Annotated in this window: 22 protein-coding genes; 13 read left to right on the top strand and 9 right to left on the bottom strand. The window is 61.0% G+C overall.

Features of this window, described 5'->3' with window-relative positions; genetic code table 11:
* Positions 1–539: 539 nt before the first annotated feature.
* The 4 genes from H7225_RS10500 to H7225_RS10485 are packed head-to-tail and all read left to right on the top strand — an operon-like array spanning position 540 to position 3,526.
* Positions 540–1,496, top strand: a complete 957-nt coding sequence (locus H7225_RS10500; protein ID WP_366481391.1) for an RluA family pseudouridine synthase — start codon at positions 540–542, stop codon at positions 1,494–1,496.
* A gap of 10 nt (positions 1,497–1,506) precedes the next feature.
* Positions 1,507–2,184, top strand: coding sequence for an HAD-IA family hydrolase (locus H7225_RS10495; RefSeq protein ID WP_290661558.1), 678 nt, complete (start codon positions 1,507–1,509; stop codon positions 2,182–2,184).
* A complete protein-coding gene (locus H7225_RS10490) occupies positions 2,177–2,554 on the top strand; it encodes a Rieske 2Fe-2S domain-containing protein (protein ID WP_290661556.1) in 378 nt (125 codons plus the stop codon). Before H7225_RS10495 ends, H7225_RS10490 begins: the two co-directional genes overlap by 8 nt.
* Before the next feature lie 15 nt (positions 2,555–2,569).
* Positions 2,570–3,526 (top strand): S49 family peptidase, encoded by a 957-nt coding sequence (locus tag H7225_RS10485; RefSeq protein WP_290661554.1) that lies wholly within the window; start codon positions 2,570–2,572, stop codon positions 3,524–3,526.
* Positions 3,527–3,532: 6 nt separating this feature from the next.
* Here the strand turns inward: H7225_RS10485 and H7225_RS10480 are convergent, their stop codons facing one another.
* Together H7225_RS10480 and H7225_RS10475 are read right to left on the bottom strand one after the other, a co-directional pair.
* Positions 3,533–4,375, bottom strand: a complete 843-nt coding sequence (locus H7225_RS10480; protein ID WP_290661552.1) for an HDOD domain-containing protein — start codon at positions 4,373–4,375, stop codon at positions 3,533–3,535.
* 106 nt (positions 4,376–4,481) lie between these two features.
* Positions 4,482–5,060 (bottom strand): chalcone isomerase family protein, encoded by a 579-nt coding sequence (locus tag H7225_RS10475; protein ID WP_290661550.1) that lies wholly within the window; start codon positions 5,058–5,060, stop codon positions 4,482–4,484.
* 209 nt (positions 5,061–5,269) lie between these two features.
* Here H7225_RS10475 and H7225_RS10470 point away from each other — a divergent pair, with 209 nt between their 5' ends.
* Positions 5,270–6,034: a type III pantothenate kinase gene (locus H7225_RS10470; RefSeq protein WP_290661548.1), complete on the top strand. Its 765-nt coding sequence runs from the start codon at positions 5,270–5,272 to the stop codon at positions 6,032–6,034.
* A gap of 1 nt (position 6,035) precedes the next feature.
* On the opposite strand, the gene hslU is transcribed toward H7225_RS10470, so the two are convergent.
* The 5 genes from hslU to H7225_RS10445 all read right to left on the bottom strand — a co-directional run bounded on the left by hslU (position 6,036) and on the right by H7225_RS10445 (position 11,788).
* A complete protein-coding gene (hslU, locus tag H7225_RS10465; RefSeq protein WP_290661546.1) occupies positions 6,036–7,367 on the bottom strand; it encodes an ATP-dependent protease ATPase subunit HslU in 1,332 nt (443 codons plus the stop codon).
* Positions 7,368–7,371: 4 nt separating this feature from the next.
* On the bottom strand, positions 7,372–7,920 hold the full coding sequence (gene hslV / locus H7225_RS10460) for an ATP-dependent protease subunit HslV (protein ID WP_290661544.1): 549 nt from the start codon (positions 7,918–7,920) through the stop codon (positions 7,372–7,374).
* A 46-nt stretch (positions 7,921–7,966) separates the two neighbouring features.
* Positions 7,967–9,766 (bottom strand): STAS domain-containing protein, encoded by a 1,800-nt coding sequence (locus H7225_RS10455; protein WP_290661542.1) that lies wholly within the window; start codon positions 9,764–9,766, stop codon positions 7,967–7,969.
* 48 nt (positions 9,767–9,814) lie between these two features.
* Complete coding sequence (gene dksA, locus H7225_RS18330) at positions 9,815–10,288, bottom strand: RNA polymerase-binding protein DksA (RefSeq protein WP_366481389.1); 474 nt, start codon at positions 10,286–10,288, stop codon at positions 9,815–9,817.
* A gap of 465 nt (positions 10,289–10,753) precedes the next feature.
* Positions 10,754–11,788 (bottom strand): GTP-binding protein, encoded by a 1,035-nt coding sequence (locus H7225_RS10445; RefSeq protein WP_290661538.1) that lies wholly within the window; start codon positions 11,786–11,788, stop codon positions 10,754–10,756.
* Positions 11,789–11,892: 104 nt separating this feature from the next.
* Between H7225_RS10445 and H7225_RS10440 the strand changes: the two genes are divergently transcribed.
* From H7225_RS10440 to H7225_RS10415, 6 genes are read left to right on the top strand one after another with little or no spacing between them, the layout of a single operon-like run.
* Positions 11,893–12,798, top strand: a complete 906-nt coding sequence (locus tag H7225_RS10440; protein WP_290661536.1) for a transporter associated domain-containing protein — start codon at positions 11,893–11,895, stop codon at positions 12,796–12,798.
* Between the two features lie 2 nt (positions 12,799–12,800).
* Complete coding sequence (gene lnt, locus H7225_RS10435; RefSeq protein WP_290661534.1) at positions 12,801–14,399, top strand: apolipoprotein N-acyltransferase; 1,599 nt, start codon at positions 12,801–12,803, stop codon at positions 14,397–14,399.
* 53 nt (positions 14,400–14,452) lie between these two features.
* Positions 14,453–15,409: a glycine--tRNA ligase subunit alpha gene (gene glyQ, locus H7225_RS10430; protein WP_290661532.1), complete on the top strand. Its 957-nt coding sequence runs from the start codon at positions 14,453–14,455 to the stop codon at positions 15,407–15,409.
* Between the two features lie 2 nt (positions 15,410–15,411).
* The gene (gene glyS, locus H7225_RS10425; protein WP_290661530.1) at positions 15,412–17,544 is read left to right on the top strand and encodes a glycine--tRNA ligase subunit beta; all 2,133 of its coding nucleotides are present in this window, start codon (positions 15,412–15,414) and stop codon (positions 17,542–17,544) included.
* A complete protein-coding gene (gene gmhB / locus H7225_RS10420) occupies positions 17,541–18,170 on the top strand; it encodes a D-glycero-beta-D-manno-heptose 1,7-bisphosphate 7-phosphatase (RefSeq protein ID WP_290661528.1) in 630 nt (209 codons plus the stop codon). Before glyS ends, gmhB begins: the two co-directional genes overlap by 4 nt.
* A gap of 16 nt (positions 18,171–18,186) precedes the next feature.
* A complete protein-coding gene (locus H7225_RS10415) occupies positions 18,187–19,071 on the top strand; it encodes a SprT family zinc-dependent metalloprotease (protein ID WP_290661526.1) in 885 nt (294 codons plus the stop codon).
* A gap of 24 nt (positions 19,072–19,095) precedes the next feature.
* On the opposite strand, the gene H7225_RS10410 is transcribed toward H7225_RS10415, so the two are convergent.
* Positions 19,096–20,163, bottom strand: coding sequence for an MBL fold metallo-hydrolase (locus tag H7225_RS10410; protein WP_290661524.1), 1,068 nt, complete (start codon positions 20,161–20,163; stop codon positions 19,096–19,098).
* Positions 20,164–20,204: 41 nt separating this feature from the next.
* Between H7225_RS10410 and can the strand changes: the two genes are divergently transcribed.
* A complete protein-coding gene (can, locus tag H7225_RS10405; protein WP_290661522.1) occupies positions 20,205–20,885 on the top strand; it encodes a carbonate dehydratase in 681 nt (226 codons plus the stop codon).
* 14 nt (positions 20,886–20,899) lie between these two features.
* On the top strand, positions 20,900–22,789 hold the full coding sequence (gene aceK / locus H7225_RS10400) for a bifunctional isocitrate dehydrogenase kinase/phosphatase (protein ID WP_290661520.1): 1,890 nt from the start codon (positions 20,900–20,902) through the stop codon (positions 22,787–22,789).
* A 40-nt stretch (positions 22,790–22,829) separates the two neighbouring features.
* On the opposite strand, the gene H7225_RS10395 is transcribed toward aceK, so the two are convergent.
* Positions 22,830–23,627 carry an outer membrane protein assembly factor BamD gene (locus tag H7225_RS10395; protein ID WP_290661518.1) on the bottom strand — a complete coding sequence of 266 codons (798 nt, stop codon included), beginning with the start codon at positions 23,625–23,627 and terminating at the stop codon, positions 22,830–22,832.
* Between the last annotated feature and the right edge of the window lie 113 nt (positions 23,628–23,740).

The raw sequence follows: 23,740 nt of genomic DNA, 5'->3' as shown, positions 1-23,740 counted from the left end.
TGTCGGGACCGCTGTACAGCAAGTCCTCGTCAAACCAGGGCATCGGGCAGGGGGAGGGCGAATCGGGCCGTATTGTCCAGTGGCGCGCGCAAACCTCAGCGCCCGGCTTCGTTGTGCGAAGCAGGGCGAGGTGTGGGGCGGCAATGGAAACGTGCAGGATAGGCCGGGACATTAGTGCGGTCAATCGACGCGGACACCAGCGAAATGAATCTCTGGCGCCAAAAAACCTTGAGTCGTGGTTCGTTCGACATTGGCTCTGACACACGCGGCGACCTGGCAAGACCACACCTTGGGTGGTTTTCTCCGGAACGCAGCACGTGATGCATCACCATCAATTTGGCGGGACTCCCCGCCGGGCCACGTCTGGTCGATGCAAAGCGGTCTCAAAAGGTAAACTCTCGCTTGGCTTCGCCAAAGATTGCAACTGCAATTTAACAATCACAACACTTCATCACGTGGCTCAGCCCATTATAGGTGCGAAATTCGCATCTCACAGTCCAAAAAAGCCAGTGAATTCAAGCACTTCGACCCCTGCTGCGGTGCAGCGCTTGACCATCGATGAGGGCGGTGCCGGCCAGCGTCTTGACAATTACCTGATCAAGGTCCTCAAAGGCGCGCCCAAAACCCTGGTGTACAGAATCATTCGCAGCGGCGAGGTGCGCGTCAATAAAGGGCGGGCCTCGGCCGACACGCGCCTGGCTTTAGGCGACGAGGTGCGTGTGCCGCCCCTGCGCTTGTCCGAGAAATCAGAGGAAACCATGGCGGCGATACCCGCCAAGGAATTCCCCATATTGTTCGAAGACGAGCACGTGCTGGCCATCAACAAACCCGCCGGTGTGGCGGTGCATGGTGGCAGCGGCGTGAGTTTCGGCGTCATCGAGCAATTGCGCCGCGCGCGTCCTCAAGCCAAGTTTCTGGAGTTGGTCCACCGCCTTGACAAAGAGACCTCGGGCATATTGCTGGTGGCCAAAAAACGCAGCGCTTTGACCACACTGCAAGAGCATTTCCGCGAACGCAAGGTGCAAAAAACCTACGCCGCCTTGGTGATCGGCGCGTGGCCCGACCACAAAAAGGTCATCGACGTGGCCCTGCACAAATTCCTGACGGCAGATGGCGAACGTCGCGTCAAGGCCGTGGCCGATGACAACGACGACGGCCGCCGCTCCATTTCGCTGGTCAAGGTGATGAAACACTACGCTGACTTCAGCTTGCTGGACGTGACCATCAAGACCGGCCGAACGCACCAGATCCGCGTCCATCTGCTGAGCGAAGGTCACCCCATCGTCGGTGACGATAAATATGGTGATTTCACCTTGAACAAGTCCATGGCCCGGGGTGGGGCGGTCGCGGGTGTGCGCTTTGAGCGCATGTTCCTGCACGCCCGGTATTTGCGCCTGCCCCATCCCGTCACGGGCGAAGACATGACGTTTCAAGCGCCCTTGCCGACCGACTGCGAGTCACTGTTGACCTCGCTGGCGTCAGCGCCCAAGAAGTAAAGTGCCGATCATGAATTCACCCTCTTCATCACGTCCCCGCCAGTTCGACCTGATCGTTTTTGATTGGGACGGCACCTTGTACGACTCAACTGCGCTGATCGTTCGGTGCATCCAGGCGGCTTGCGCCGATCTGGAGTTGCCGATTCCATCACGCACGGCGGCGTCTTATGTCATCGGCCTGGGTTTGCACGATGCCCTGGCGCATGTGGCGCCCACCTTGCCCAAGGAGCGTGTGCCCGAGCTGGGTCTGCGCTACCGGCACCATTATTTCCAGCGCCAGCACGAACTCAGCCTGTTCGACGGCTCGCTGGAATTGCTGGCCGAACTCAAATCACGCCACCACTGGCTGGCCGTGGCCACCGGCAAAACCCGCTCGGGCTTGAACGAGGCCTTGGAGCATGTCGCCTTGCGGGGCGTGTTCGACGCCACCCGCACCGCTGACGAAACCCAATCCAAGCCGCATCCCCTGATGCTGCAGGAGCTGATGGCCGAACTCAGCATCGGCCCTGACCGCACCTTGATGATCGGCGACACCACGCACGATCTGCAACTGGCGGTCAATGCTGGCACCCATTCGGTGGCGGTGAGCTATGGCGCTCATGAGCCCGCCGCTTTTGCGGACTACCCGACCCGTCACGTGGCCCATTCCGTGGCCGAGCTGAAGCAATGGTTGATGCAACATGCCTGAATTGAGCAAAGAGCCCCAGTTTCTGTGTGAATCGTCTGCCCTGGAAGAGTGCGGCGAGGCCGTCGTTTTCGACGTGCTGGAATGGGGGCAGAGCGTGTCGGCCTTTGCCGTGCGCTACGACAACGAGGTGGTGGCCTACTTGAACCAGTGCGCCCACGTGCCCATCCAGATGGACTGGCAGGCGGGCCAGTTCTGGGACCAGGACAAGCGCTTCATCATCTGCTCGGTCCATGGCGCCCTGTACGACCCGCCCAATGGTCAATGCGTGGGCGGCCCCTGCGTGGGCAAGCGCCTGGTCAAGATGACCGTGCACGAGCGTGACAAGCAGGTGTATTGGTATCCTAGTGACCGAATCCAGCCTATTTTCTAAGAGAGTGTTTTGCTCATGAGCGCAGTTGATCCGTCTTCTTCCCCCATCGCTGCAGCCCAGCACGGCATGTTGGAAGAGTTCGCCAGGGCCTATTTGCTGCAGCAACGCCGTGAGCGCCGCTGGCGCTGGCTTTGGCGCATCGTCTGGATCGCGGTCGGCGGCAGCATGATCTGGGCGGCCATGCACAACATGTCGGCCTCCACGGCACCTTCCTCACCGCACACCGCTTTGGTCGAGGTTCGTGGCGAGATCGGTGGCGACACCGATGCCAACGCCGACAACCTGACCACCGCTTTGCGCAGTGCTTTTGAGGATGCCGGTGCTCAGGCCGTCGTGATTCGCCTCAATTCACCTGGCGGCAGCCCGGTCCAGGCCGGACTGGTTTATGACGAGATCCGCCGCCTGAAAGCGTTGCACAAGAAAAAAGTCTACGCGGTGTGCGAGGAAATGTGCGCCTCGGCGGCTTACTACATCGCCGTGGGCGCCGATGAAATCTACGTGGACAAGGCCTCGATGGTCGGTTCGATCGGTGTGTTGATGGACGGCTTTGGCTTTGTCGGCATCATGGACAAGGCCGGCGTGGAGCGCCGCCTGCTGACGGCTGGGGCCAACAAGGGCATGCTCGATCCTTACTCGCCTCGCAATCCGCAGAGCGAAGTCTTTGCTCAGGCCATGCTCGACCAGATCCACCAGCAGTTCATCGCGGTGGTGCGTCAGGGGCGTGGCAAACGTCTGCAAGAAACCCCCGAGACTTTTTCAGGCCTGTTCTGGAATGGCCAAGAATCGGTGAAGCTGGGCCTGGCCGATCACCTTGGCAGCCTGGACATCCTGGCGCGCGATGTCATCAAGGCCGAAGACATCATCGATTACACGCTCAAGGAAAACCTGGCCGAGCGCCTGGCCAAGCGCTTTGGCGCCGCTTTGGGTGGCGGAGTGGTGCACGCCATGCGCAGTTCGGTGTCGATTCGCTGAATTTGATCAGCTGTCGATTTCCATGATCTTACGCTTGGCCGATTCGTCGGACAGCGTCAGCAATTGCGCCACGTCGGCGATGTCGTCGGGCAGGGCGGCTTGGGCGTGAGGGTCGTCCCAGCCGTACTGGGTGTGGCGGGCAATGCGAACAGCCAGCAGCACCGTCTTGACCCTGGGGTGCTCGGCCTGCCGGTTGTTGGTGTTATCGATCAGCAGCTCAGGCAGTTGCCAGGCCGCCATCAACGCGTGCGCCAGGTCGGTCAATTCAATGCCCAGCACGTCTTTCTGCACATCGGCTGAACGAAGTGTGTGATCCGCTTTCTGGCGTTGCGCGATGGTCAGGGCCAGGAGCGGGGCATGGCACCACAACAGCATCTCCGCGAAGTCGTGCAGCAGGGCGGCTTCCTGGAGCATGTCGGCGTCTTCGTCCTGGCGGTGGCTGGCGAAAGTCACCGCGAGATGCGCCGCCCGGCGAGCCCGCTTGATGACCTTGAGCAAACCGCTCAAGGCTTCAGGGTAGTCCGCCAGCCAATCGATCACCGATGGCACGTTCTCGTTGAACCTGAAAAAAGGGCCAATGCCTTGCATCAGGATGGCGGAAGTCAGGGTCTCGGGCGAAGTGATGTGCCGACGATGGCATTCTTGCGACACCTGCCTCAGCACCTTCAGCGTCATCAAGGGGTCGCCTCCCAGATTTTGCGACAGCATGTGAGCGTCAACATTGCCTCGGGCATCTTCCATGGCCCGCAATTCCGCCAGCTCGGCGACAGAGTCTGGCAGCACAGGAATCGCGGCGTGGGTGAACACCGTGATCCAGTCGTGAAGGGTGGGCAATGCTTGATCGATCATGAGGGGCCTGCAAATTCAGCTGCAGATGGTCACTTTATCGACAATAAATGAAATTGTTTCAAGCTGTTTCCACCATGACATTGATCACAGTCGGGTGTTTTGTGCGTTATTTGCCGCCAAGCAGTGATTGCTTCAATTCGGCATCCACCGGTTTGGGGCCCAGCCAGATGCGCAGCACGGCTTGCTGGAACTCGTCGCCGGTCACTTCGGGGCCCCTTCGTTTACCGTCCAGCAGCACATGAGTGCCTTCGCCTGGAACAAAGTCGATCTGAATGACCGTGCCTTTTTTGACCGGGCCAAAATCCAGCATCAAGGCCTTGATCTCGTCCAGCTTGGTTTGGAACTTGGTTCGGTCTGCCTCGCTGTTGTTGGCCTTGAAGCCCTTGGCGGTGGCATCGGCGAAATCTTCCCCCGTCAAATCGCGCAGCAACACGATTTTCATGACCTTGGCGCCGGTCTGATTCATCACATTGGCAGCGTTGGTGTCGGCTTTGAGCACGTACAAGCCAGCGGCGTAGAGGTCGATGATCACTTTCACCCGCACACCTGCGCCATTGAGCTGCAGGGGCTGGTTGGCCAGTTGAATGCTGTCGGTGAACTTGACGCCTCTGACTTCGGTGGCGGCCAGGGCAGGCAACGCCAGCATGGCGATCGAGAGAAGCAGGGCTCGGGCAATTGATTTCATTGATTTTTCCATTCTTTGGACGCGGCAGTTTGCGTGCCCGGTCATTCATTCGCGGTGATGTGGTGGGGTCGATACTATGCCTTGCCAAAAAATGGCAATCACTGTGAATGCCAGCGGGTGCAGCATCGCCACAACGATGCTGACGTGGTCTTGCAGGCAAAATCGGGTTTCACCTTATCGTTCGGGTGGTTTGTTCGCGAGATAGATGCATGTCGTTTTTAGTCATCGATATTGGCAACACACGGCTCAAGTGGGGTTTGTATTCGCAGGGCGTTCCAGGTGCCGAATTATTGGCGCATGGGGCCGTGGTCTTGGAAGACATTGACCACCTGTGGATTCAGGAATGGCAAGCGTTGGCGGCCCCGGATGCGATGCTGGGATGCGTGGTGGCGGGCGACGCCATCAAGCGGCGGGTCGAGGAGCAACTGGCCAACTGGGGCGTGAAGCCCCGCTGGGTGGTGTCGTCTGCACAGGCCTCTGGCGTGGTCAATGGTTATGAGCATCCTGCGCGCTTGGGGGCCGACCGGTGGGCCGCCATCATCGGGGCCCGCCAGCGTGCCTTGCAGGTGTGTGCCGATGCGCCACCGCCCGTGCTGGCCGTGATGGTCGGCACCGCGGTCACCGTGGATGCGGTGGACGTGCAGGGGCGGTTTCTGGGGGGCTTGATCATGCCGGGTTTTGGCCTGATGTACCGCGCGCTCGAAAGTGGCACCGCCGGCCTGAAAGTGCCCACGGGCGAAGTGCAGGACTTTCCCACCAACACCAGCGATGCCCTGATGAGCGGGGGTACCGATGCCATCGCCGGGGCCATCGAACGCAGCCTGCGCCGCCTGCAACTGCACACGGGCCGCGAGCCCTTGCTGGTCATGTCAGGTGGTGCGGTTTCTCGGCTGGCTCACGTGACCGAGTTGCCGGTGCGCGTGGTCGAGAACCTGATCTTTGAAGGCCTGTTGACTTTGGCCTCGCAGGCCTGAATCAAAGAATGAAGCGAGACAGGTCTTCGTTGCGCGACAACTCACCCAGGCGGGCATCCACCTGTTCGGCGTCGATGGTCCGGGTCTGCCCTGACATGTTGGGCGCATCGAAAGAAATCTCGTCCAGCAATCGCTCCATCACCGTCGCCAGGCGGCGTGCGCCGATGTTCTCCGTGCGCTCGTTCACGTCGTAAGCAATCTGTGCCATTCGGCGAATGCTGTCGGGCGTGAACTCCAGGGTGACGCCCTCGGCGGCCAACAAAGCCTGGTACTGCTTGATCAGGCTGGCACTGGGTTGCGTGAGGATGGCCTCGAAGTCATCAACCGACAGGGATGACAGCTCTACGCGGATCGGAAAGCGGCCTTGCAGTTCAGGGATCAGGTCGCTGGGCTTGCTCAAATGGAAGGCGCCCGAGGCGATGAACAGGATGTGGTCGGTCTTGACCATGCCGTACTTGGTGTTCACCGTGGTGCCTTCAACCAAAGGCAGCAAATCGCGTTGCACACCCTGGCGCGAGACCTCGGCCCCTTGGCCTTCCATGCGGCTGGCCACCTTGTCGATTTCGTCGATGAACACGATGCCGTTTTGCTCGGCCCGCTCCAGCGCCCGCGTCTTGATGTCGTCGTCGTTGACCAGTTTGGCGGCTTCTTCTTCGATCAACTGCAACCTGGCCTCGGCCACCGTCACCTTGCGTGATTTGCGGCGCTGTCCGCCAGCTTGGGCGAACATGCCGCGCAACTGCTCAGCCATCTCTTCCATGCCTGCAGGCCCCATGATTTCGAGTGCGGGCGTCTTGCTGTCTGCCAGTTCGATGTCGATCTCGCGGTCGTCCAAGCTGCCTTCGCGCAAGCGCTTGCGCATGACCTGGCGGGTGGTGTTGTCCGGCTGTGGCGACGAGATCCCGAACTCGGAGCGGGGCGGGGGCACCAGCACGTCCAGCAAGCGATCTTCTGCGGCGTCTTCGGCGCGCGCACGCTGGGCCTGGATCTGCGCAGCACGCTCTTGCTTGACCGCGTATTCCACCAGGTCGCGGATGATGGTGTCGACGTCCTTGCCCACATAGCCCACCTCGGTGAACTTGGTGGCCTCGACCTTGATGAAGGGCGCGTCGGCCAACTTGGCCAGGCGGCGGGCAATCTCGGTCTTGCCCACGCCGGTGGGGCCGATCATCAGGATGTTCTTGGGCGTGATTTCGCCACGCATGGGGCCTTCAACCTGCTGGCGGCGCCAGCGGTTGCGCAAGGCGATGGCCACGGCGCGTTTGGCTTCCCGCTGGCCAATGATGTGGCGGTCGAGTTCGTTGACGATGTCTTGCGGGGTCATGCCACTCATGGCGTCATCCAAGGGTTTCAATGGTGTGGCTCTGGTTGGTGTAAATGCACAGATCGCCTGCGATCTCCAGCGACTTCTTGACGACGTCGGCGGCATCCAGGGTGGTGTGGCCGATCAGAGCTCGGGCGGCGGCTTGCGCATAGGCGCCGCCTGATCCGATCGCGATGATGCCGTGCTCGGGTTCCAGCACGTCGCCGTTGCCCGTGATGATCAGCGAGGTCTCTCGGTCGGCCACGGCCAGCATGGCCTCCAGGCGGCGCAGGACGCGGTCGGTGCGCCAGTCACGGGTCAGCTCGACTGCGGCGCGCGCCAGGTGACCCTGGTGCTTTTCCAGCTTGGATTCGAAGCGTTCGAACAGAGTGAAAGCATCGGCTGTGGCCCCCGCAAAACCTGCGAGCACCTGGTCCCGGTGAAGCTTGCGCACCTTGCGGGCGGTGGATTTGACGATGATGTGTCCCAGCGTGACCTGGCCGTCGCCGCCGATGGCCACTTGCCAACCGGTGGGAGTTTGACGGCGCACGCTGACGATGGTGGTGCCGTGGTAAGAATCCATGAAGTTTTTCAAGTGAGTGCCTGGGCCCGGTGATCGGGCTCAGGCATTAGATCAGCTGCAGCTTGACCTTGGCGTGCTCGTTGATTCCCATGGCGCCGAAGAACAGCGCCACGAGCCGATGCGGCTTGACGAAGGTGACTTCGCGGTCTTCTGCGCGGCGGGCGAGGACCCAGTTCAGCAAGTCTCCGGCGGCGATGAAATCGACCCGCAGGAGGTGCTCGCAATCAATGTCTAGCGTGATGCTGGCACCCAACTGATTGTCCAATTTACGCAGCGTTTCGCTGATGTCGCCAATCAACTGGCCTGACAGGTTCAGCGCGGCGACTTGCACGAACTCGATGTCGTCGTGCATTTGGGATTCGACAAAGCTGGTGGTCACGTCACTGACGTGCGACAGCATCATGGTTTGGGGTGTGACGCCGTCGCGCATGTGGCGCACCTGGCAGGGCGTGGCCTCCCAGGATGGCGGTGACAACTCGTAGGTCACGCAATATTCGAAGGCGACTTCGTCAAATTGGTCGGGCCGGTTGCAAAGGCGCAAGGCATCCAGGCGCAGTATCCAGAAAGCAGGGTCGGTGTCTCTGGCGCCCGATGGCGAACTGTCGGCCAGCACCGAGAGCAATTGGTCGGCACCAATCCAGTCCATGCCGATGGGCTCTTTTGCCCAGGCTTTCATCAGCTGGCTCAACTGGGCAGCACCTTCGGGCGCCACTTTTTTGACGTTGCTCCAATCCATGGTCCATGGGCGGGGCAGCTGCAGGATTTCATAGCGCAGTTGCGCCACGGCCTCGGAGTCGATCACCGCAGGGGACAACCAGCCTTCAAGGGCCCGTACTTGTGCGGGCAGGCCTTCGCCAGGTTCGGTGGCGGGGCCCTCTTCCGCATGTTGGTTTTCTTTGGCGGCAGCGGCGGCTTTCTGCTCGCTGATGACCACGAAAGCCTGCACCCGCTGGGGCAAGGAATACCAATGCGGTGCGGACAGTCCGAACTGGTGTGCAAACGACACCGCCAAGTGGTCGAATTTTTGAGGCAGGTCCAGGACCCGGTACAGGTCGAACACCGCCATCCAGGTTTCGGATTGGTCATGACGCGTGCCGCCCGGGGCGATCAGGACCAGCAGCGCTCGCTCGCACTCGTCGAAATCGGCATTGGCGAAGGCGATCACGGCCTCATCCAGCTCGGGATCGTGCTCCATCTCGGTCACATCAACACCTGAACCGCTGGTGATGTCGGCCGGTGACAGATGCTCGTTGAGCATGGGCGGTGGCGGAGAGCCACTCATCCGGGGCTGGTTCGCGCGCGCCGAATCAAACACGGCCTGCGAGATTTCAGGCGGATCGAACTCCAGGGGGCTCAATTCGGACCGAGCCTTGAGCCTTTCAGGCGCACCCAGCCCATTGGGCGCGGTGGGCGCGTAGGCCGCAGCGGCATTCAATGGCAAGGGCGGCGGCCGTTGCACCACGGGCGCGGGCTGGACTGATTGCCTTGCGGCGTTCTGGTCGCCCACCATTTGCTGCTCGATGGCGTCGATTTTGGCTTTGACCGCGATGTCCGAACGAGGGCCGCTGTGCGTGCGTGATTCGGAATCAAGGTTGGAGGCGCCCGACAGCGCCAGCGCATTGTCCTGGCTCAGGCCTTCACGGCGGATCTTGCGAAGCATGTCGAGCTCGCGCTTGCGCACGAAATCGTTGCGGCGCTTGCGCTCGATCATGGCCTTGATTTCGGTCTTGGCGTACTCGCTCTCAGGTGATCCGGCAGATGGAGCGTCCAGTTGCGTCCAATCCGTGGTCGGATTGGCAACGAAGCGAGCCACCTTGCGCAAAAATCCGCCGGAGTCCTTGCTCATGATCGCAGGCCGAAATAAGGCATAAAAGTGAGGGTGCGCAATAGCAGATCAGTCACCGAACATCTTTTGCTTGAGTTCCCGGCGCTGTTGCGCTTCCAGCGACAAGGTGGCGGTGGGGCGGGCAATCAAGCGGCCCAAGCCGATGGGTTCGCCCGTTTCGTCGCAGTAACCGTATTCGCCAGAGTCCAGGCGGGTCAGCGCCTGGGAGATCTTCTTGAGCAGCTTGCGCTCGCGGTCGCGGGTGCGCAACTCCAGGGCGTGCTCTTCCTCGATCGTGGCGCGGTCGGCCGGGTCAGGAACGATGGAGGTGTCTTCCCGCAGGTGCTCGGTGGTTTCTCCGGCATTGGACAGCAGGTCGTCCTTCAGCACGGTCAGGCGACTGCGGAAAAAGTCCAACTGCTTTTCACTCATGTACTCGGTTTCAGGCATGGCCATCAACTCGGGCTCGGTGAGTTCCCGGCCGGTTTTGGTTTTCCACGCGTTGGCGAGCTTGCTGTCAACCTTGATTGCGGTAGTAGGCATGTGATCTGGGGTACTGATTTTGGACGGTGAGCGTGCCGGGGCCACGGGTTTGGGCAATACGGCAGCTTCGGCCGTTTTAGGGGAAGCTTGAGCGGGAACAGGTGGAGGCGCCAATTTGGCAGGGGCCACTGTGCTGATTTTCTTGGTGGCGGAAGTCTCTTTTTTGGCGGAAGGCGGCGAAGCAGGTTGAAGAGGAGCCTTGGCGATGGGCTTGCTGGCAGCGGTTTTGACCGGCGTGTCCTTGACCGCCTTGGCCGTTTTGGCGGGGGCAGTGGCGCTCGATTTGGTCGAGGGCTTGTCAGATGCTTTCGTCACAGGATCCTCCTAAGAGACGCATGGCCAGCTAATGGCTCCATCGCCTTGGTTGTGCTGCTTTTGGCAATTAAGGCATGAATGAAGGCGCGCGAATTGTAGCGAGGCTCCTAGCTCAACTTCACCAGACTATCCCTCGGCCTCATCTGCCCATCAAGCCAGACATTGTTCAAGGCCTGTGCGGAACAGGTCTTGGGGCAGGTCAATGCCGATGAAGACCATTTTGCTGGTTTTGTCTTCCCCGGGCGACCATTTCGGGCCAACATCGCTGCCCATCAACTGGTGAACACCCTGGAAAATGACCTTGCGATCCATGCCCACGACATTCAAAACGCCTTTATAGCGCAGCATGCGCGGACCATAAATCTGCACCATCGACCCGAGGAAGTCTTCCAGCTTGCTGGGGTTGAAGGGACGGGTGGATTTGTAGACGAAGGATTTCACATCGTCGTCGTGCTTGTGGTGGTGCGGATGGTTGCAATGCTCGTCGTGCACGTGATCATGGTCATGGTGACCATGATCGTGCGCGTCGTCGGTCAGGAAGCTGGGGTCGATTTCCAGCTTGGCATTGAGGTTGAAGCCGCGCAGGTCGAACACATTGCCCAGCGGTACCTCACCGAAATGCACCCGTTGCTGGGGCGCGCGCGGGTTGATGTGCTTGAGGCGGTGGGCCAAATCGTCAGCCTCGGCCGTGGTGACCAGATCGGTCTTGCTGATGAAGATCTGGTCGGCGAAACCTGCCTGGCGCTGTGCTTCCTGACGTTGGTCAAGCTGAGTCTGGCCGTGTTTGGCATCGACCAGCGTAACGATGGCGTCCAGCAGGTAGATCTCGGCGATCTCGTCGTCCATGAAGAAGGTTTGCGCCACGGGGCCGGGGTCGGCCAGGCCGGTGGTTTCGATCACGACCCGGTCGAACTTCAGGCTGCCGTCACGTTTCTTGGCGGCCAGGTCGATCAGGGTGACCCGGAGATCTTCGCGAATGGTGCAGCAGATGCAGCCATTGTTCATCTGGATGATCTGCTCCTTGGTGTCGGCCACCAGGATGTCGTTGTCGATGTTTTCTTCACCGAATTCGTTTTCGATGACGGCGATCTTCTGGCCGTGTGCTTCGGTCAGGATGCGCTTGAGCAAAGTGGTTTTCCCACTGCCCAAGAAGCCGGTAATGATGGTGACAGGTATCAAGCTCATCCCGCGAGTGTAGCCCCGGCTGTCCGGGCTTTGAAGACATGGGGTCGCACAATCGCCATCTTCATCGGGTATTCTTGCATCATCGCCACAAAGACACCCCCGCCGTGTCCGAACCTTCCCAGAGTCGGCCCACCAAAGCCGACAGATCCGCATTTTTACTGCTCCATGAACGTGAAAAAGACCGCCGCAGTCTTTTTGAGCGCTTGGTTCAATTCATCGCGCCCGGCCCGGATTCCACCGATGAGCTGATTGAGTCGCTGGCCACCGCCGAGCAGCGTGAACTGATCGAGCCCGAATCCCGCGTGATGCTGGAGGGCGTGATCCGCATGGCGGGCATGACCGCTGGCGATGTGATGGTGGCGGTCAAGCGAATGGATTTGCTGGACATCAACGCGCCTTACGACGAGTTGCTGCACCAGGTGATCGATGCAGGGCACTCGCGTTTCCCGGTCTTCGACGGCAGCCGCGAAAACATCATCGGCGTCTTGATGACCAAGGATTTGCTCAAACTTCAGCGTGCGCCAGAGTTGAATTTGCGCACTTTGCTGCGCCCGCCCGTGTTCGTCCCCGAGTCCAAGGGCCTGAATGAGTTGCTGCGCGACTTTCGCGCCAACCGCAGTCACTTGGCAATCGTGATCGACGAATTCGGCAAAACCGCCGGTCTGATCACCATCGAGGACGTGCTGGAAGAGATCGTGGGTGAGATTGAAGACGAGTTCGACGTGGGTGAGAGCGACCACGGCATCTTCACCTTGGCCGACGGCAGCCAACGGGTGGCCGGTGATGCCGACATCGAAGCCGTGAACACGGCGTTCGGCGTTCACTTGCCGCTGGATGATTTCGACACCATTGGCGGCTTTGTGGCTCACGAACTGGGGCGAGTCCCGCGTCGCGGTGAGGCTGTTGAAGTCGGTGGCCTTAGATTTTCGGTCATGCTGGCGAGGGGCGGGGCGGTGCGCTGGTTCAAGGTCACGCGTGCGCCTGATGCGCTAGACATGAGCGGGTCCTGAAGGTGTCGAAGATTGCTTCAGGTGCCTGGGCTGCTCCAGGCGGATTGCGCGCGGGCAAGGCCCTGCTTTTGGCCATGCTGGCAGGTGCTTTGCTGGCGGGGGCTTTTTCACCCTGGATGGCCGCCTTGGGCCCCGCTTGGCCCGCCACACTGCTGTCGCTGGCAGTGGTGGTTTTTGTCGCCGTTCTTCGCAGCTTGGGATCGGTTCCTCTGGCAGCCAAATGCGGCGCCCTGTTCGGCACCGTCTGGCTGGTCAGCGGCACCGGTTGGATGTTCGTGAGCCTGCACAAATTTGGCGGCTTGCCGGCGTGGATCGCGGGCTTGGCCGTGCTGGCGCTTTGTGCGGCCCTGTCATGTTTCATGGCCTTGGTGGCCGCAGCCTGGGTGGGATGGCGTCGAGGCACCTGGCTCTCCGATGGCCTGTTGCTGGCGGCTTTGTGGTGGTTGGCCGAATGGATTCGCGGCTGCATTTTCACCGGCTTCCCGTGGGCAGCCAGTGGCTATGCCCTGGTCGACTCTCCCCTGGCAGTTCTGGCGCCCTGGATCGGCGTCTACGCCATGGGCGCGGTCTGGGTCTTGATGTTGTCTTGGGTGGTGTTGTCTGCGCCCCTATCGCGCTCGATGATGGTCAGCGTGTCCGCCTTGCTGCTGCTGGTGGGCGGCTTGTCCTTCATTGGCCGGCAGCCATGGCATGAGTTCACGCGGGTCCATGGTGCGCCTTTGTCCGTGACCTTGCTGCAGGGCAACATCCCGCAAGACGAGAAGTTCGCGCAATCTCATCTGATTGACCAACTGGTCTGGCATGCCCAGCAACTGGTGGCTGCGAAAGGTGATCTGGTGGTGGCGCCCGAGACCGCCATTCCCCTGCTGCCGGCTCAAATGCCGCAAGGCTATTGGGCCGAGTTGGCGAGCGCTTTCCACTCGGGTGATCGGGCGGCCTTGATCGGCGTGCCCTTGGGCGATTTCGAGCAGGGCTACACCAACTCTGTGGTGGGCTTGTCATCGGCCACAAAAGGGTTGCCCGATGGCTTCTACCGCTACAACAAGCACCACCTGGTGCCTTTTGGCGAGTTCATTCCGCTGGGCTTTCACTGGTTCGTGCAGATGATGAACATGCCCTTGGGCGATTTCACCCGAGGGCCCAGGGCTGCGCCATCGTTTGGCGTCAAAGGCCAATGGGTGGCGCCCACCATCTGCTACGAAGATTTGTTTGGCGAAGAACTCGCTCAGCGTTTCGTGACCGCTGGGCAGCCGGCGCCCACCTTGTTTGCCAACGTCAGCAACCTGGCTTGGTTCGGGGACACGGTGGCGATCTACCAGCACTTGCAAATTGCCCGGATGCGCTCGTTGGAATTTCAATTGCCCACCATCCGGGCCACCAACACCGGTGCCACGGTGGTGATTGATCACACGGCCAAGGTGACCGCTGCCTTGCCCACCAACACCCGTGGCGCCCTGGTGGCATCGGTCCAAGGACGCGTGGGCAACACGCCTTATGCCGAGTGGGCCGGGCGGTTCGGCCTGTGGCCAATGGTCGCTTTGGCGGCCTTGGCTGTGCTGGCCTTGAAGCGCCGTTCGCGGAGTCTTGCCGCGAGTCTTTAGAATCGGGCATTCGCGTCACTTGTTGATGCCCACCCCACCGACCCGAAAATGCCATGCTGACCTTCCAGCAATTGATCTTGCGCCTTCAAAGCTACTGGGATGCTCAGGGCTGCGCCTTGCTGCAACCCTATGACATGGAAGTGGGTGCAGGCACCAGCCACACCGCCACCTTTCTGCGCGCATTGGGCCCGGAGCCTTGGCGCGCGGCTTATGTGCAGCCCAGCCGCCGTCCCAAGGATGGCCGCTTTGGCGAGAACCCCAACCGCCTTCAGCATTACTACCAGTTTCAGGTCGTCCTCAAGCCAGCGCCCTCCAACATCCTGGAGCTGTACCTCGCCTCGCTGGAGGCCGTGGGCTTCGATCTGAAGAAAAACGACGTCCGCTTTGTTGAAGACGATTGGGAGAACCCGACGCTGGGCGCCTGGGGCTTGGGTTGGGAGGTCTGGCTCAATGGCATGGAGGTGACTCAGTTCACTTATTTCCAGCAAGTGGGCGGCATCGATTGCAAGCCGTTGACCGGCGAGATCACTTATGGTCTTGAACGCTTGGCCATGTACCTGCAGGGCGTTGAGAACGTCTATGACCTGGTGTGGACCAGTTGGGAGGAAGTGGACGCCGATGGCCAGAAGATTCAGCGCACACTGAAGTACGGCGACGTGTTCCACCAGAACGAGGTCGAACAATCGACCTACAACTTCGAGCACAGCAATGTCGAGTTCTTGCTGGGCGCCTTCACCAACTACGAAACGCAAGCTAAGTACCTGATTGAGCAGCACCTGGCCTTGCCTGCTTATGAGCAGGTGCTCAAGGCCGCGCACAGCTTCAACCTGCTGGACGCGCGTGGCGCCATCTCGGTGACCGAGCGTGCCGCCTACATCGGACGCATCCGCAACCTGGCCCGCATCGTGGCCCAGGCTTACCTGGACAGCCGTGCCCGACTGGGCTTTCCCATGGCCCCCAGGGCCTGGGCGCAAGAAGTTCTTGCACAACTAGAAAAGAAAGTCGCCTGAGCATGAGCGCTTCCAATTTGCTCGTTGAGTTGTTCGTTGAAGAGTTGCCGCCGAAGGTGCTCAAGAAGCTGGGCGAGTCCTTTGCCCACGTGTTGGCCGACAGCTTGAAGGCCCAAGGGCTGGCGGGTGCTGATTCGGTGGCGACGGCGTTTGCGTCTCCGCGTCGTCTGGCCGTGCATGTGACGGCGGTCTTGGCCAAGGCAGCCGACCTAGCCGTGCAGCAAAAGCTGATGCCCGCGAGTGTGGGTTTGAATGCCGAAGGTCAGGCCACGCCGGCATTGCTGAAGAAGCTGGCCGCCCTGGGCGCTGGCCCCGAGGTGGTGAGCAGCTTGAAGCGTTTGCCTGATGGCAAGGCTGAGGCGCTGTTCTTCGACAGCATCAAGGCCGGCGCCAACCTGAGCGAAGGTTTGCAAAAAGCGCTGGACGAAACCTTGTCCAAGCTACCCATTCCCAAGGTGATGAACTACCAGTTGGAGCAAGGCCCGGGCGCTGATTTCCAGCCTGGCTGGACCAGCGTCAACTTCGTGCGTCCGGCGCATGGCCTGGTGGCCTTGCATGGCGATCAAATCGTGCCCGTGAGTGCGCTGGGTCTGGTGTCTGGCCGGAACACGCAAGGCCATCGTTTCGAGGCCAAGGTCAATCCGGTGGTGCTGCAAAACGCCGACACCTATGCGGCCCAATTGGCGCAAGAAGGCACCGTCATTGCCAGCTTCGAAGCGCGCCGCGATGAGATCTCGCGTCAGCTCAAGGCGGCTGCCAGCAAGGCCGGTACCAACTTGCATCCCATCGACGACGACGCGCTGCTGGACGAGGTGACGGCCCTGGTCGAGCGCCCCAATGTGTTGACCGGACGCTTCGAAGAAGCCTTCCTGGAAGTGCCGCAAGAGTGCCTGATCCTCACGATGAAGGCCAACCAGAAGTACTTTCCATTGCTCGATGCCTCAGGCAAGTTGACCAATCAGTTCCTGATCGTCAGCAACATCAGCCCTGACGACGCCAGTGCGGTGGTGGGCGGCAATGAGCGCGTGGTGCGCCCACGTCTGGCCGATGCCAAGTTCTTCTTTGACCAGGACCGCAAGAAGACCCTGGAGTCCCGCGTTGTGGGCCTGTCCAAGGTGGTTTACCACGGCAAGTTGGGCACGCAAGGCGAGCGCGTCGAGCGTGTGCGCGCCATCGCCAAAGGCCTGGTGGAAACATTGGGCCAGGCATCGCTGGCAGCCAAGGTCGATACAGCGGCGCGCCTGGCCAAAGTCGATCTGTTGACCGACATGGTGGGTGAGTTCCCAGAGCTGCAAGGCATCATGGGTGGCTACTACGCTCGCCACGATGGCCTGGGCGACCAGGTGGCGCAAGCCATTGAAGACCACTACAAACCGCGTTTCGCGGGCGATGAGTTGCCCCGCGATCTGGTCGGCGTGGTGGTGGCCCTGGCCGACAAGCTGGAGACTCTGGTGGGTCTGTTCGGCATCGGCCAGTTGCCCACCGGCGACAAGGACCCGTTTGCATTGCGTCGCCATGCCCTGGGCGTGATCCGCATGTTGATCGAGCGCGATCTGCCGCTGGCGTTGGAGCCCACCTTGCGCCAGGCTGCCGCGTCCTTCGGCGACAAGATCACCGATGCCACTTCGGCTTTGACCGATTTCATCTACGACCGTCTCGCGGGCAGCCTGCGCGAGCAGGGCTACAGCGCCCAGGAAGTGGATGCGGTGCTGGCCTTGCGTCCGCAGCGCCTGGCCGACATTGGCCAGCGTCTGGCTGCCGTGCGCGCCTTTGCCGCCTTGCCTGAGGCCGCCTCATTGGCTGCCGCCAACAAGCGCGTGGGCAACATCCTGAAAAAGGTCGAAGGCACGGTTGAGGCCAAGGTCGATGCCGCCTTGCTGAAAGAGCCTGCCGAAGTGGCTTTGTACGAATCCCTCTGCACGGCGGCTGCCAAAGCGGTCACGGCCTTCGAGCAAGGCGACTACACGGCCTCCCTGCAAGCCTTGGCGGTCCTGAAGGCGCCGGTCGATGCTTTCTTTGACGGCGTCATGGTCAACGCAGAAGATGCTGCATTGCGCACCAATCGCCTTGGTCTACTGGCATCCTTGCACCAGGCCATGAACCGCGTGGCCGACCTGTCCAGGTTGGCCGCATGACCCCTTTCGGAGTGGGCATGAAACTCGTCATCCTCGATCGCGACGGAACCATCAATCATGAGCGGGACGACTACATCAAGTCGGCGGACGAATGGGTGCCTCTGCCCGGCGCCCTGGAAGCGATTGCCCGGCTCAACCACGCTGGCTGGCACGTGGTGGTGGCCACCAATCAATCCGGCATCGGGCGTGGCTTGTTTGACATGGCCGCCCTCAATGCCATGCATGCACGGATGAACCAGCAGCTGGCCCGGCATGGTGGTCGGGTCGAAGCCGTTTTCTTCTGCCCGCACACCCCCGAGGATCAATGCACTTGCCGCAAGCCTTTGCCTGGCCTGTTCAACTTGATCGGGCAGCGTTTTGGCGTGTCCCTGGCGGGTGTGCCAATGGTGGGCGACCTGCCGCGCGACGTCTTGGCGGCGCAGTCCGTGGGTTGCGAGCCGCACCTGGTTCGAACCGGGCAGGCCGCGACCATGACCGAAACCGAATTGATCGACTTGCGCCAGCGAGTTTCCGATCTGACGATCCATCCCGATCTGTCGTCCTTTGCCGACTTCCTGATCTTGCGAGATCGGCGTGCACATGGCGAAGACAGCCCCGTGGCAACGCACATGGGTGAGCTGACATGAAAGACAAGTTTGAGTGATGAGTGACCGAACGCCTGAGACAGTGACACCAGTGTCATCGGGTGAACAGATGGGTCTGCCCTGGGTGGATGGCGCCACTGGCAAGGAGCCGCATTCCGCGGCCCTGGCCCAGTCGCCTGCCTTGCCCGCGCAAACGCAGCCCGACATCCCCGTATTCCGCCATCCCCAAGCCGAGCATGAAGTGCGACTGGGCGATGTCATCGTGGCCTATGAATTTCAGCGAGTGCGCCGCCGCAGCATTGGCATGGTGGTCAGCTCCGAAGGCCTGAGTGTGCGCGCTCCCCGGTGGGTATCCTCGGGCGACATCGAAACTGCCCTGCACGCCAAATCGCGCTGGATCTGCAACAAGCTGGTCGAGCAGCGCGAGCGTGCCTTGAAGCAAAAAGCGTCGCGCATCGAGTGGCAGCATGGCGCGGTTTTGCCTTACCTTGGCGAACCGCTGACCCTGGTGCTGGACCCAGGCCTCAAGGGTGCCAGCCTAAGTGAGGTGAGCCGAGCCTTGAGGCTGGGCCTGAGCCATGACGCGGCATCTGACCTGATCGGCGAGGCCTTCCAGGCCTGGCTGAAAAAGCAGGCCAAATTGCGCTTCGATGCGCGGGTGAAACACTTTGCCCCGCTGATGGGTGTGAGTGTCAGCCGAATCAGCTTGTCGTCGGCGCGCACGCGTTGGGGCAGCGCCAGTGTGGATGGGTCCATCCGCCTGCATTGGCGCCTGATGCATTTTGCCGACCATGTCATCGACTACGTTGTGGTGCATGAGTTGGCCCACTTGCGCGAGATGAACCACAGCCCTCGCTTTTGGGAGGTGGTCATGGCTGTCATGCCCGACTACGAAAAAGCCCGCGAGCAACTGCGGCACGCCGTCATCCCCGACTGGGCCTGAAAAATGGTGTCTTGAACGGTCTGGTCAACAGCTGAACCGGTGGATGCCATCGGCGCCCAGGGTCCGCGTGAGCTTGCCCTGGTGCCACAAGGCATGAAGGTGAGCCACGGCCTCGCCCATGGCAAAGGTGGTCTGGTGCAGATCGAGCTTGCGCTTGAACAACACTGGCAGCAGGTCGGCGGCGGTGGTGGCCTGTTGCTGGCAGGCGGCCATGACTTCGTCCAGGCGGTCCCGGTGATGTTCGTGCAATTGATCGATGCGCGCATGCAGGCCGGTGAATGGTTTGCCATGCGATGGCAGCACCAAGGTGTTGGCCGGCAGTGTCCGCATGCGGTCCAGTGACTGTAAAAACAAGGTCAGTGAATCAGCCTCAGGTTCGGTGTCATAGACGCTGACATTGGTTGAAATCCGGGGCAGCACCATGTCGCCAGAGATCAGCACGCCCAGTGCCGGGCAATGCAGGGCGATGTGCTCCGGGGCATGCCCGTGCCCCACGTGACAGGTCCACGTGTCAGGGCCGATCCGCACTGCCAGGCCATCGAGCAGGCGGCGAAAGGCCTCGGGCATCTGCGGCACCATCGAGCCGAAATAGTTCGTGCGCGCCCTGATCTTGGCCACCGACTCCGGGTCGGTCAGCCCATGGCTGGCAAAAAACGAAGCGGCGCGCTCGCCGCCATGGGCGGTGTGTTGGCAGGCCAGTTGGGCGGCGTGAAAATCAGTGGCGCTCATCCAAAGGCGGCAGGGCACCTCGGGTGTGCTCCAGCGCTCGGTCAACCAATGGGCGTTGCCGACATGGTCGGGGTGCATGTGGGTCACGATGACCCTGAGCACGGGCAAGCCTTCCAGCTGCGTGGCAAACACCTGTTCCCAGGCGTCCTGGGTGTCCTGGTTGGCGATGCCGCAGTCAATGATCGTCCAGCCCTGTTGGCCATCCAGCTCATCGCGCAGGATCCACAGATTGATGTGGTCCAGTGCGAACGGCAAGGCCATGCGAACCCAGCGCACCCCAGGCGCCACGGTCAAGGCCTGACCGGTGGCAGGCAGGGTGTCGCCCAGGGGGTAGTCGATCGTCGCCAATGAAGTCTCTTGCATCCGGCAATTGTGACCCATCAAGCCTGACTACACTCTCATCCATGACACTTGAATCCCTGTTCGACAAAAACCGAGCCTGGGCTCGGGACATTGAAAACCGCACGCCCGGCTTCTTCACTCGCTTGCAGCAGCAGCAGTCGCCCCAGTACCTGTGGATCGGCTGCAGCGACAGCCGCGTTCCGGCCAATGAAATCGTGGGCTTGCTGCCCGGTGAATTGTTCGTGCACCGAAATGTGGCGAACGTCGTGGTGCACTCCGACCTGAACTGCCTGTCGGTGATGCAATTCGCGATCGATTCGCTCAAGGTCAAGCACATCATCGTGGTGGGGCATTACGGTTGCAGCGGCGTCAAGGCGGCCATGAACAACCTGCGCATCGGCATTGCCGACAACTGGCTGCGCCATGTGCAGGACGTGCGCAACCTGCACCGCGACTGGCTCTACCAACTCCCGGACGGCCCGGCCAGGCTTGATGCTCTGTGCGAGCTCAACGTGCTGGAACAAAGCTTGAACGTGTGCCAGACCACCGTGGTGCAAGACGCCTGGGCGCGTGGCCAAGCGGTCGTTGTGCACGGGTGGGTCTACGGCTTGCATGATGGTCACATCAAGGACATGCGCATGACCGTGGAACACCCCGAAGCCCTCGGTGCGGCCTATGCCGAAGCCCTGTCCGAGCTGAAAAAACGTCACACCCCACAACCTGCCGCTGGCTCAGCGGTTTAATTTCAGGCCGATCCATGCTCCCAACGCAACTGACCGATTCACGCGCCTTTGAAATTGCCAAGGCCATGCTCGATGGGTTTGACCGCCACTACAAGATCTTTCGCGAAACCAGTGCTGACGCCAAGGTGCGTTTCGAGCAGGCTGATTGGCATGGCCAGCAGTTGGCACAACGCGTTCGCATCGAGTTCTACGATCTGCGCGTGAACGAGGCGGTGGCCCGGCTGGAAAACGACTACCTGGCCAGCGAACTGCCCATGGAGGTCTGGCACCAGATCAAGCTGTTCTACATCGGCCTGCTGACCAACCACCGCCAGCCCGAACTGGCCGAGACTTTTTTCAATTCGGTCACGATCCGGATGCTGCACCGGCGCTATTTCCGCAACGATTTCATCTTCGTGCGGCCAGCCGTGTCCACCGAATACATCGAGGATGAAGACCCCAAGGCCAAGCCCACCTTCCGCGCCTACTACCCCACGCGTGAAAACCTGCGCTCCATGCTCAAGACGGTGATCCAGAGCTACGAGCTGGGCGAACCCTTTGAAGATCTGAACCGCGACGTCGGCTTCGTGTTCGAAGCCCTGAAAGAGCAGGTGGGCAATGTGCGCCTGCGCACCAATTTCCAGATTCAGGTCTTGTCGTCGCTGTTCTTCCGCAACAAGGGCGCCTACATCGTGGGCAAGGTGATCAATGGCTTTCGCAGCCTGCCGTTCGCCATCCCCATCCTGCACAACTCCAAGAAGCGCCTGTACATCGATGCGGCCCTGTTTGGCGAAGACGATCTGCTGGCCTTATTCAGCTTTGCGCGCGCTTACTTCATGGTCGACATGGAAGTGCCTTCGGCCTACGTGCAGTTCCTGCGCACCTTGATGCCGCGCAAGCCTCGCGCCGAGATCTACAGCGCGCTGGGCTTGCAGAAGCACGGCAAGAACCTGTTCTACCGCGACTTCCTTTTCCACCTGCGCCATTCAAGCGACAAGTTCCGCATCGCGCCGGGCATCAAGGGCATGGTCATGCTGGTGTTCGACCTGCCTTCGTACCCCTTCGTCTTCAAGGTCATCAAGGACTTCTTCCCGCCGCAGAAAGAGACCACGCGTGACCTGATCATGTCCAAGTACGTGCTGGTCAAGCAGCACGACCGCGTGGGGCGCATGGCTGACTCGCTCGAATTCACCAACGTGGCTTTCCCACGCGATCGATTCGACGACGAGTTGATCGCCGAACTCAAGCATTTCTCGCCCAGTGTGATGGAAGAGGAGGGCGATGTGCTCATCCTCAAGCACCTCTACATCGAGCGGCGCATGGTGCCGCTCAACATCTACCTCCAGGAGGCCGATGGCGAGCAACTGGAGCACGCGGTCATAGAGTATGGCAACGCGCTCAAGGACTTGGTGGCGGCTAACATCTTTCCCGGCGACATGCTCTGGAAGAACTTCGGTGTCACGCGCAACGGCAAGGTCGTGTTCTACGACTACGACGAGATCGAGTACATCACCGACTGCATCTTCCGCAAGGTGCCCGAGCCGCGCAACGAAGAAGAAGAGATGTCCGGCGAGGTCTGGTACTCAGTGGGCCCGCACGACGTCTTCCCGGAAACCTTTGGCCCCTTCTTGCTGGGCGATCCGCGGGTGCGTGCCATCTTCATGAAGCACCACGCTGATTTGCTGGAGGCCGACTTCTGGCAGCAGCACAAGGAGCGCATCAAGGCCGGCTATGTGCACGATGTGTTCCCCTACGATCGCGGGCGCCGCTTTGTTCACCACCTCCACTTGGCCGCGGTCGAGGGCGAGTCTTCGTCAGAGACCACGCCAGTGGAAGAGCCGGTGGATGTGCCCGGTGAAGGCCCTGCCGTGCATGATCAAGGCCGCCTGACCGGGTTCGCCCCAGGCGGCAGCGCCGCCAATTGAGCGGCCCCTTGTGGTCAAAGCCGCTCAGCAGCCCCCGCCATCACCAGAGTTGCCACCAAGGCTTGTCGGCGGCCTTGACTCCGCCGACCAAATAAGGGCTGTCTGGGAAGCTTTGTTTGAGCACGCGCTCGGCATCGTCCCGCAGCGGGATCAGGCCCAGCTGATCGTAGGCGCGCACCATGATGAACAGCGCCTCTTCGATGGCGGGTGAGCTGCGGTAGTCGGTCAGCGCCTGTTGCGCCCGATTGGCGGCGGCCAGGTAGGCGCCACGGCGCAAGTAGTAGCGCGCCACATGCACTTCGCCGGAGGCCAGCGAATTGACGATGTAGTTCATGCGCAGTTTGGCGTCGGCGGCGTACCTGGACGTCGGGAAGCGCGTGGACAGTTGCTTGAAAGACTCGTAGGCATCACGTGCCGCTTGCTGGTCACGCTCGGCCAGATCCTGACGCGCCACGCGGCCAAACAAGCCCAGGTCGTCATTGAAGTTCACCAGACCTTGAAGGTACATGGCGTAGTCCACGGCGGGACTGGTGGGGTGCAGCCTGATGAAGCGTTCCAGCTTGGCCAGGGCCTGAGCCTTTTCGCCCGTTTTGTAGTAGGCGTAGGCCAAGTCCAGTTGCGCTTGCTGGGCCAGCATCGTCCCCGAGGCGCGTGCTTCCACCTTTTCCAGGCGCTTGATCGCGTTCTCGTAATTGCCGTCAGCCGCCTCTTCTTTCGCGTCTGCGTACAATTTGTCGGGTGCCATGCCACCAAACTCGTCTTCGGGCGTTGATCCGCAGCCACTGAGGCTGAGCACCATCAGGGCGGCGGCCAAGCTACCGACCAGGCCGGTTTTCATGCCAGATGACCGGCCCCGCAAGGTGTTTTTCAGCAGTTTCACGTGTGTATAAGGCGGAGGTTGGAGCCGCGTAGAGTTTCGCACGAGGGTGCGCATTACCCATCAGTATAGAA

The organism is Aquabacterium sp. (genome assembly GCF_014378415.1).
Classification (GTDB): Bacteria; Pseudomonadota; Gammaproteobacteria; order Burkholderiales; family Burkholderiaceae_C; genus Aquabacterium.
The sequence above is the reverse complement of the archived record's forward strand: the minus strand, read 5'-3'. Positions and strand labels throughout refer to the sequence as shown.

Coding starts and splice junctions, on each gene's coding strand:
- H7225_RS10495 (WP_290661558.1), top strand. CDS start 1,507: ATGAATTCACCCTCTTCATCACGTCCCCGCCAGTTCGACCTGATCGTT.
- can (WP_290661522.1), top strand. CDS start 20,205: ATGACACTTGAATCCCTGTTCGACAAAAACCGAGCCTGGGCTCGGGAC.
- H7225_RS10480 (WP_290661552.1), bottom strand. CDS start 4,375: ATGATCGATCAAGCATTGCCCACCCTTCACGACTGGATCACGGTGTTC.
- H7225_RS10415 (WP_290661526.1), top strand. CDS start 18,187: ATGAGTGACCGAACGCCTGAGACAGTGACACCAGTGTCATCGGGTGAA.
- H7225_RS10470 (WP_290661548.1), top strand. CDS start 5,270: ATGTCGTTTTTAGTCATCGATATTGGCAACACACGGCTCAAGTGGGGT.
- H7225_RS10445 (WP_290661538.1), bottom strand. CDS start 11,788: ATGAGCTTGATACCTGTCACCATCATTACCGGCTTCTTGGGCAGTGGG.
- gmhB (WP_290661528.1), top strand. CDS start 17,541: ATGACCCCTTTCGGAGTGGGCATGAAACTCGTCATCCTCGATCGCGAC.
- glyQ (WP_290661532.1), top strand. CDS start 14,453: ATGCTGACCTTCCAGCAATTGATCTTGCGCCTTCAAAGCTACTGGGAT.
- hslV (WP_290661544.1), bottom strand. CDS start 7,920: ATGGATTCTTACCACGGCACCACCATCGTCAGCGTGCGCCGTCAAACT.
- hslU (WP_290661546.1), bottom strand. CDS start 7,367: ATGAGTGGCATGACCCCGCAAGACATCGTCAACGAACTCGACCGCCAC.
- H7225_RS10485 (WP_290661554.1), top strand. CDS start 2,570: ATGAGCGCAGTTGATCCGTCTTCTTCCCCCATCGCTGCAGCCCAGCAC.
- H7225_RS10475 (WP_290661550.1), bottom strand. CDS start 5,060: ATGAAATCAATTGCCCGAGCCCTGCTTCTCTCGATCGCCATGCTGGCG.
- H7225_RS10455 (WP_290661542.1), bottom strand. CDS start 9,766: ATGAGCAAGGACTCCGGCGGATTTTTGCGCAAGGTGGCTCGCTTCGTT.
- glyS (WP_290661530.1), top strand. CDS start 15,412: ATGAGCGCTTCCAATTTGCTCGTTGAGTTGTTCGTTGAAGAGTTGCCG.
- H7225_RS10395 (WP_290661518.1), bottom strand. CDS start 23,627: ATGAAAACCGGCCTGGTCGGTAGCTTGGCCGCCGCCCTGATGGTGCTC.
- dksA (WP_366481389.1), bottom strand. CDS start 10,288: ATGCCTACTACCGCAATCAAGGTTGACAGCAAGCTCGCCAACGCGTGG.
- H7225_RS10410 (WP_290661524.1), bottom strand. CDS start 20,163: ATGCAAGAGACTTCATTGGCGACGATCGACTACCCCCTGGGCGACACC.
- H7225_RS10490 (WP_290661556.1), top strand. CDS start 2,177: ATGCCTGAATTGAGCAAAGAGCCCCAGTTTCTGTGTGAATCGTCTGCC.
- aceK (WP_290661520.1), top strand. CDS start 20,900: ATGCTCCCAACGCAACTGACCGATTCACGCGCCTTTGAAATTGCCAAG.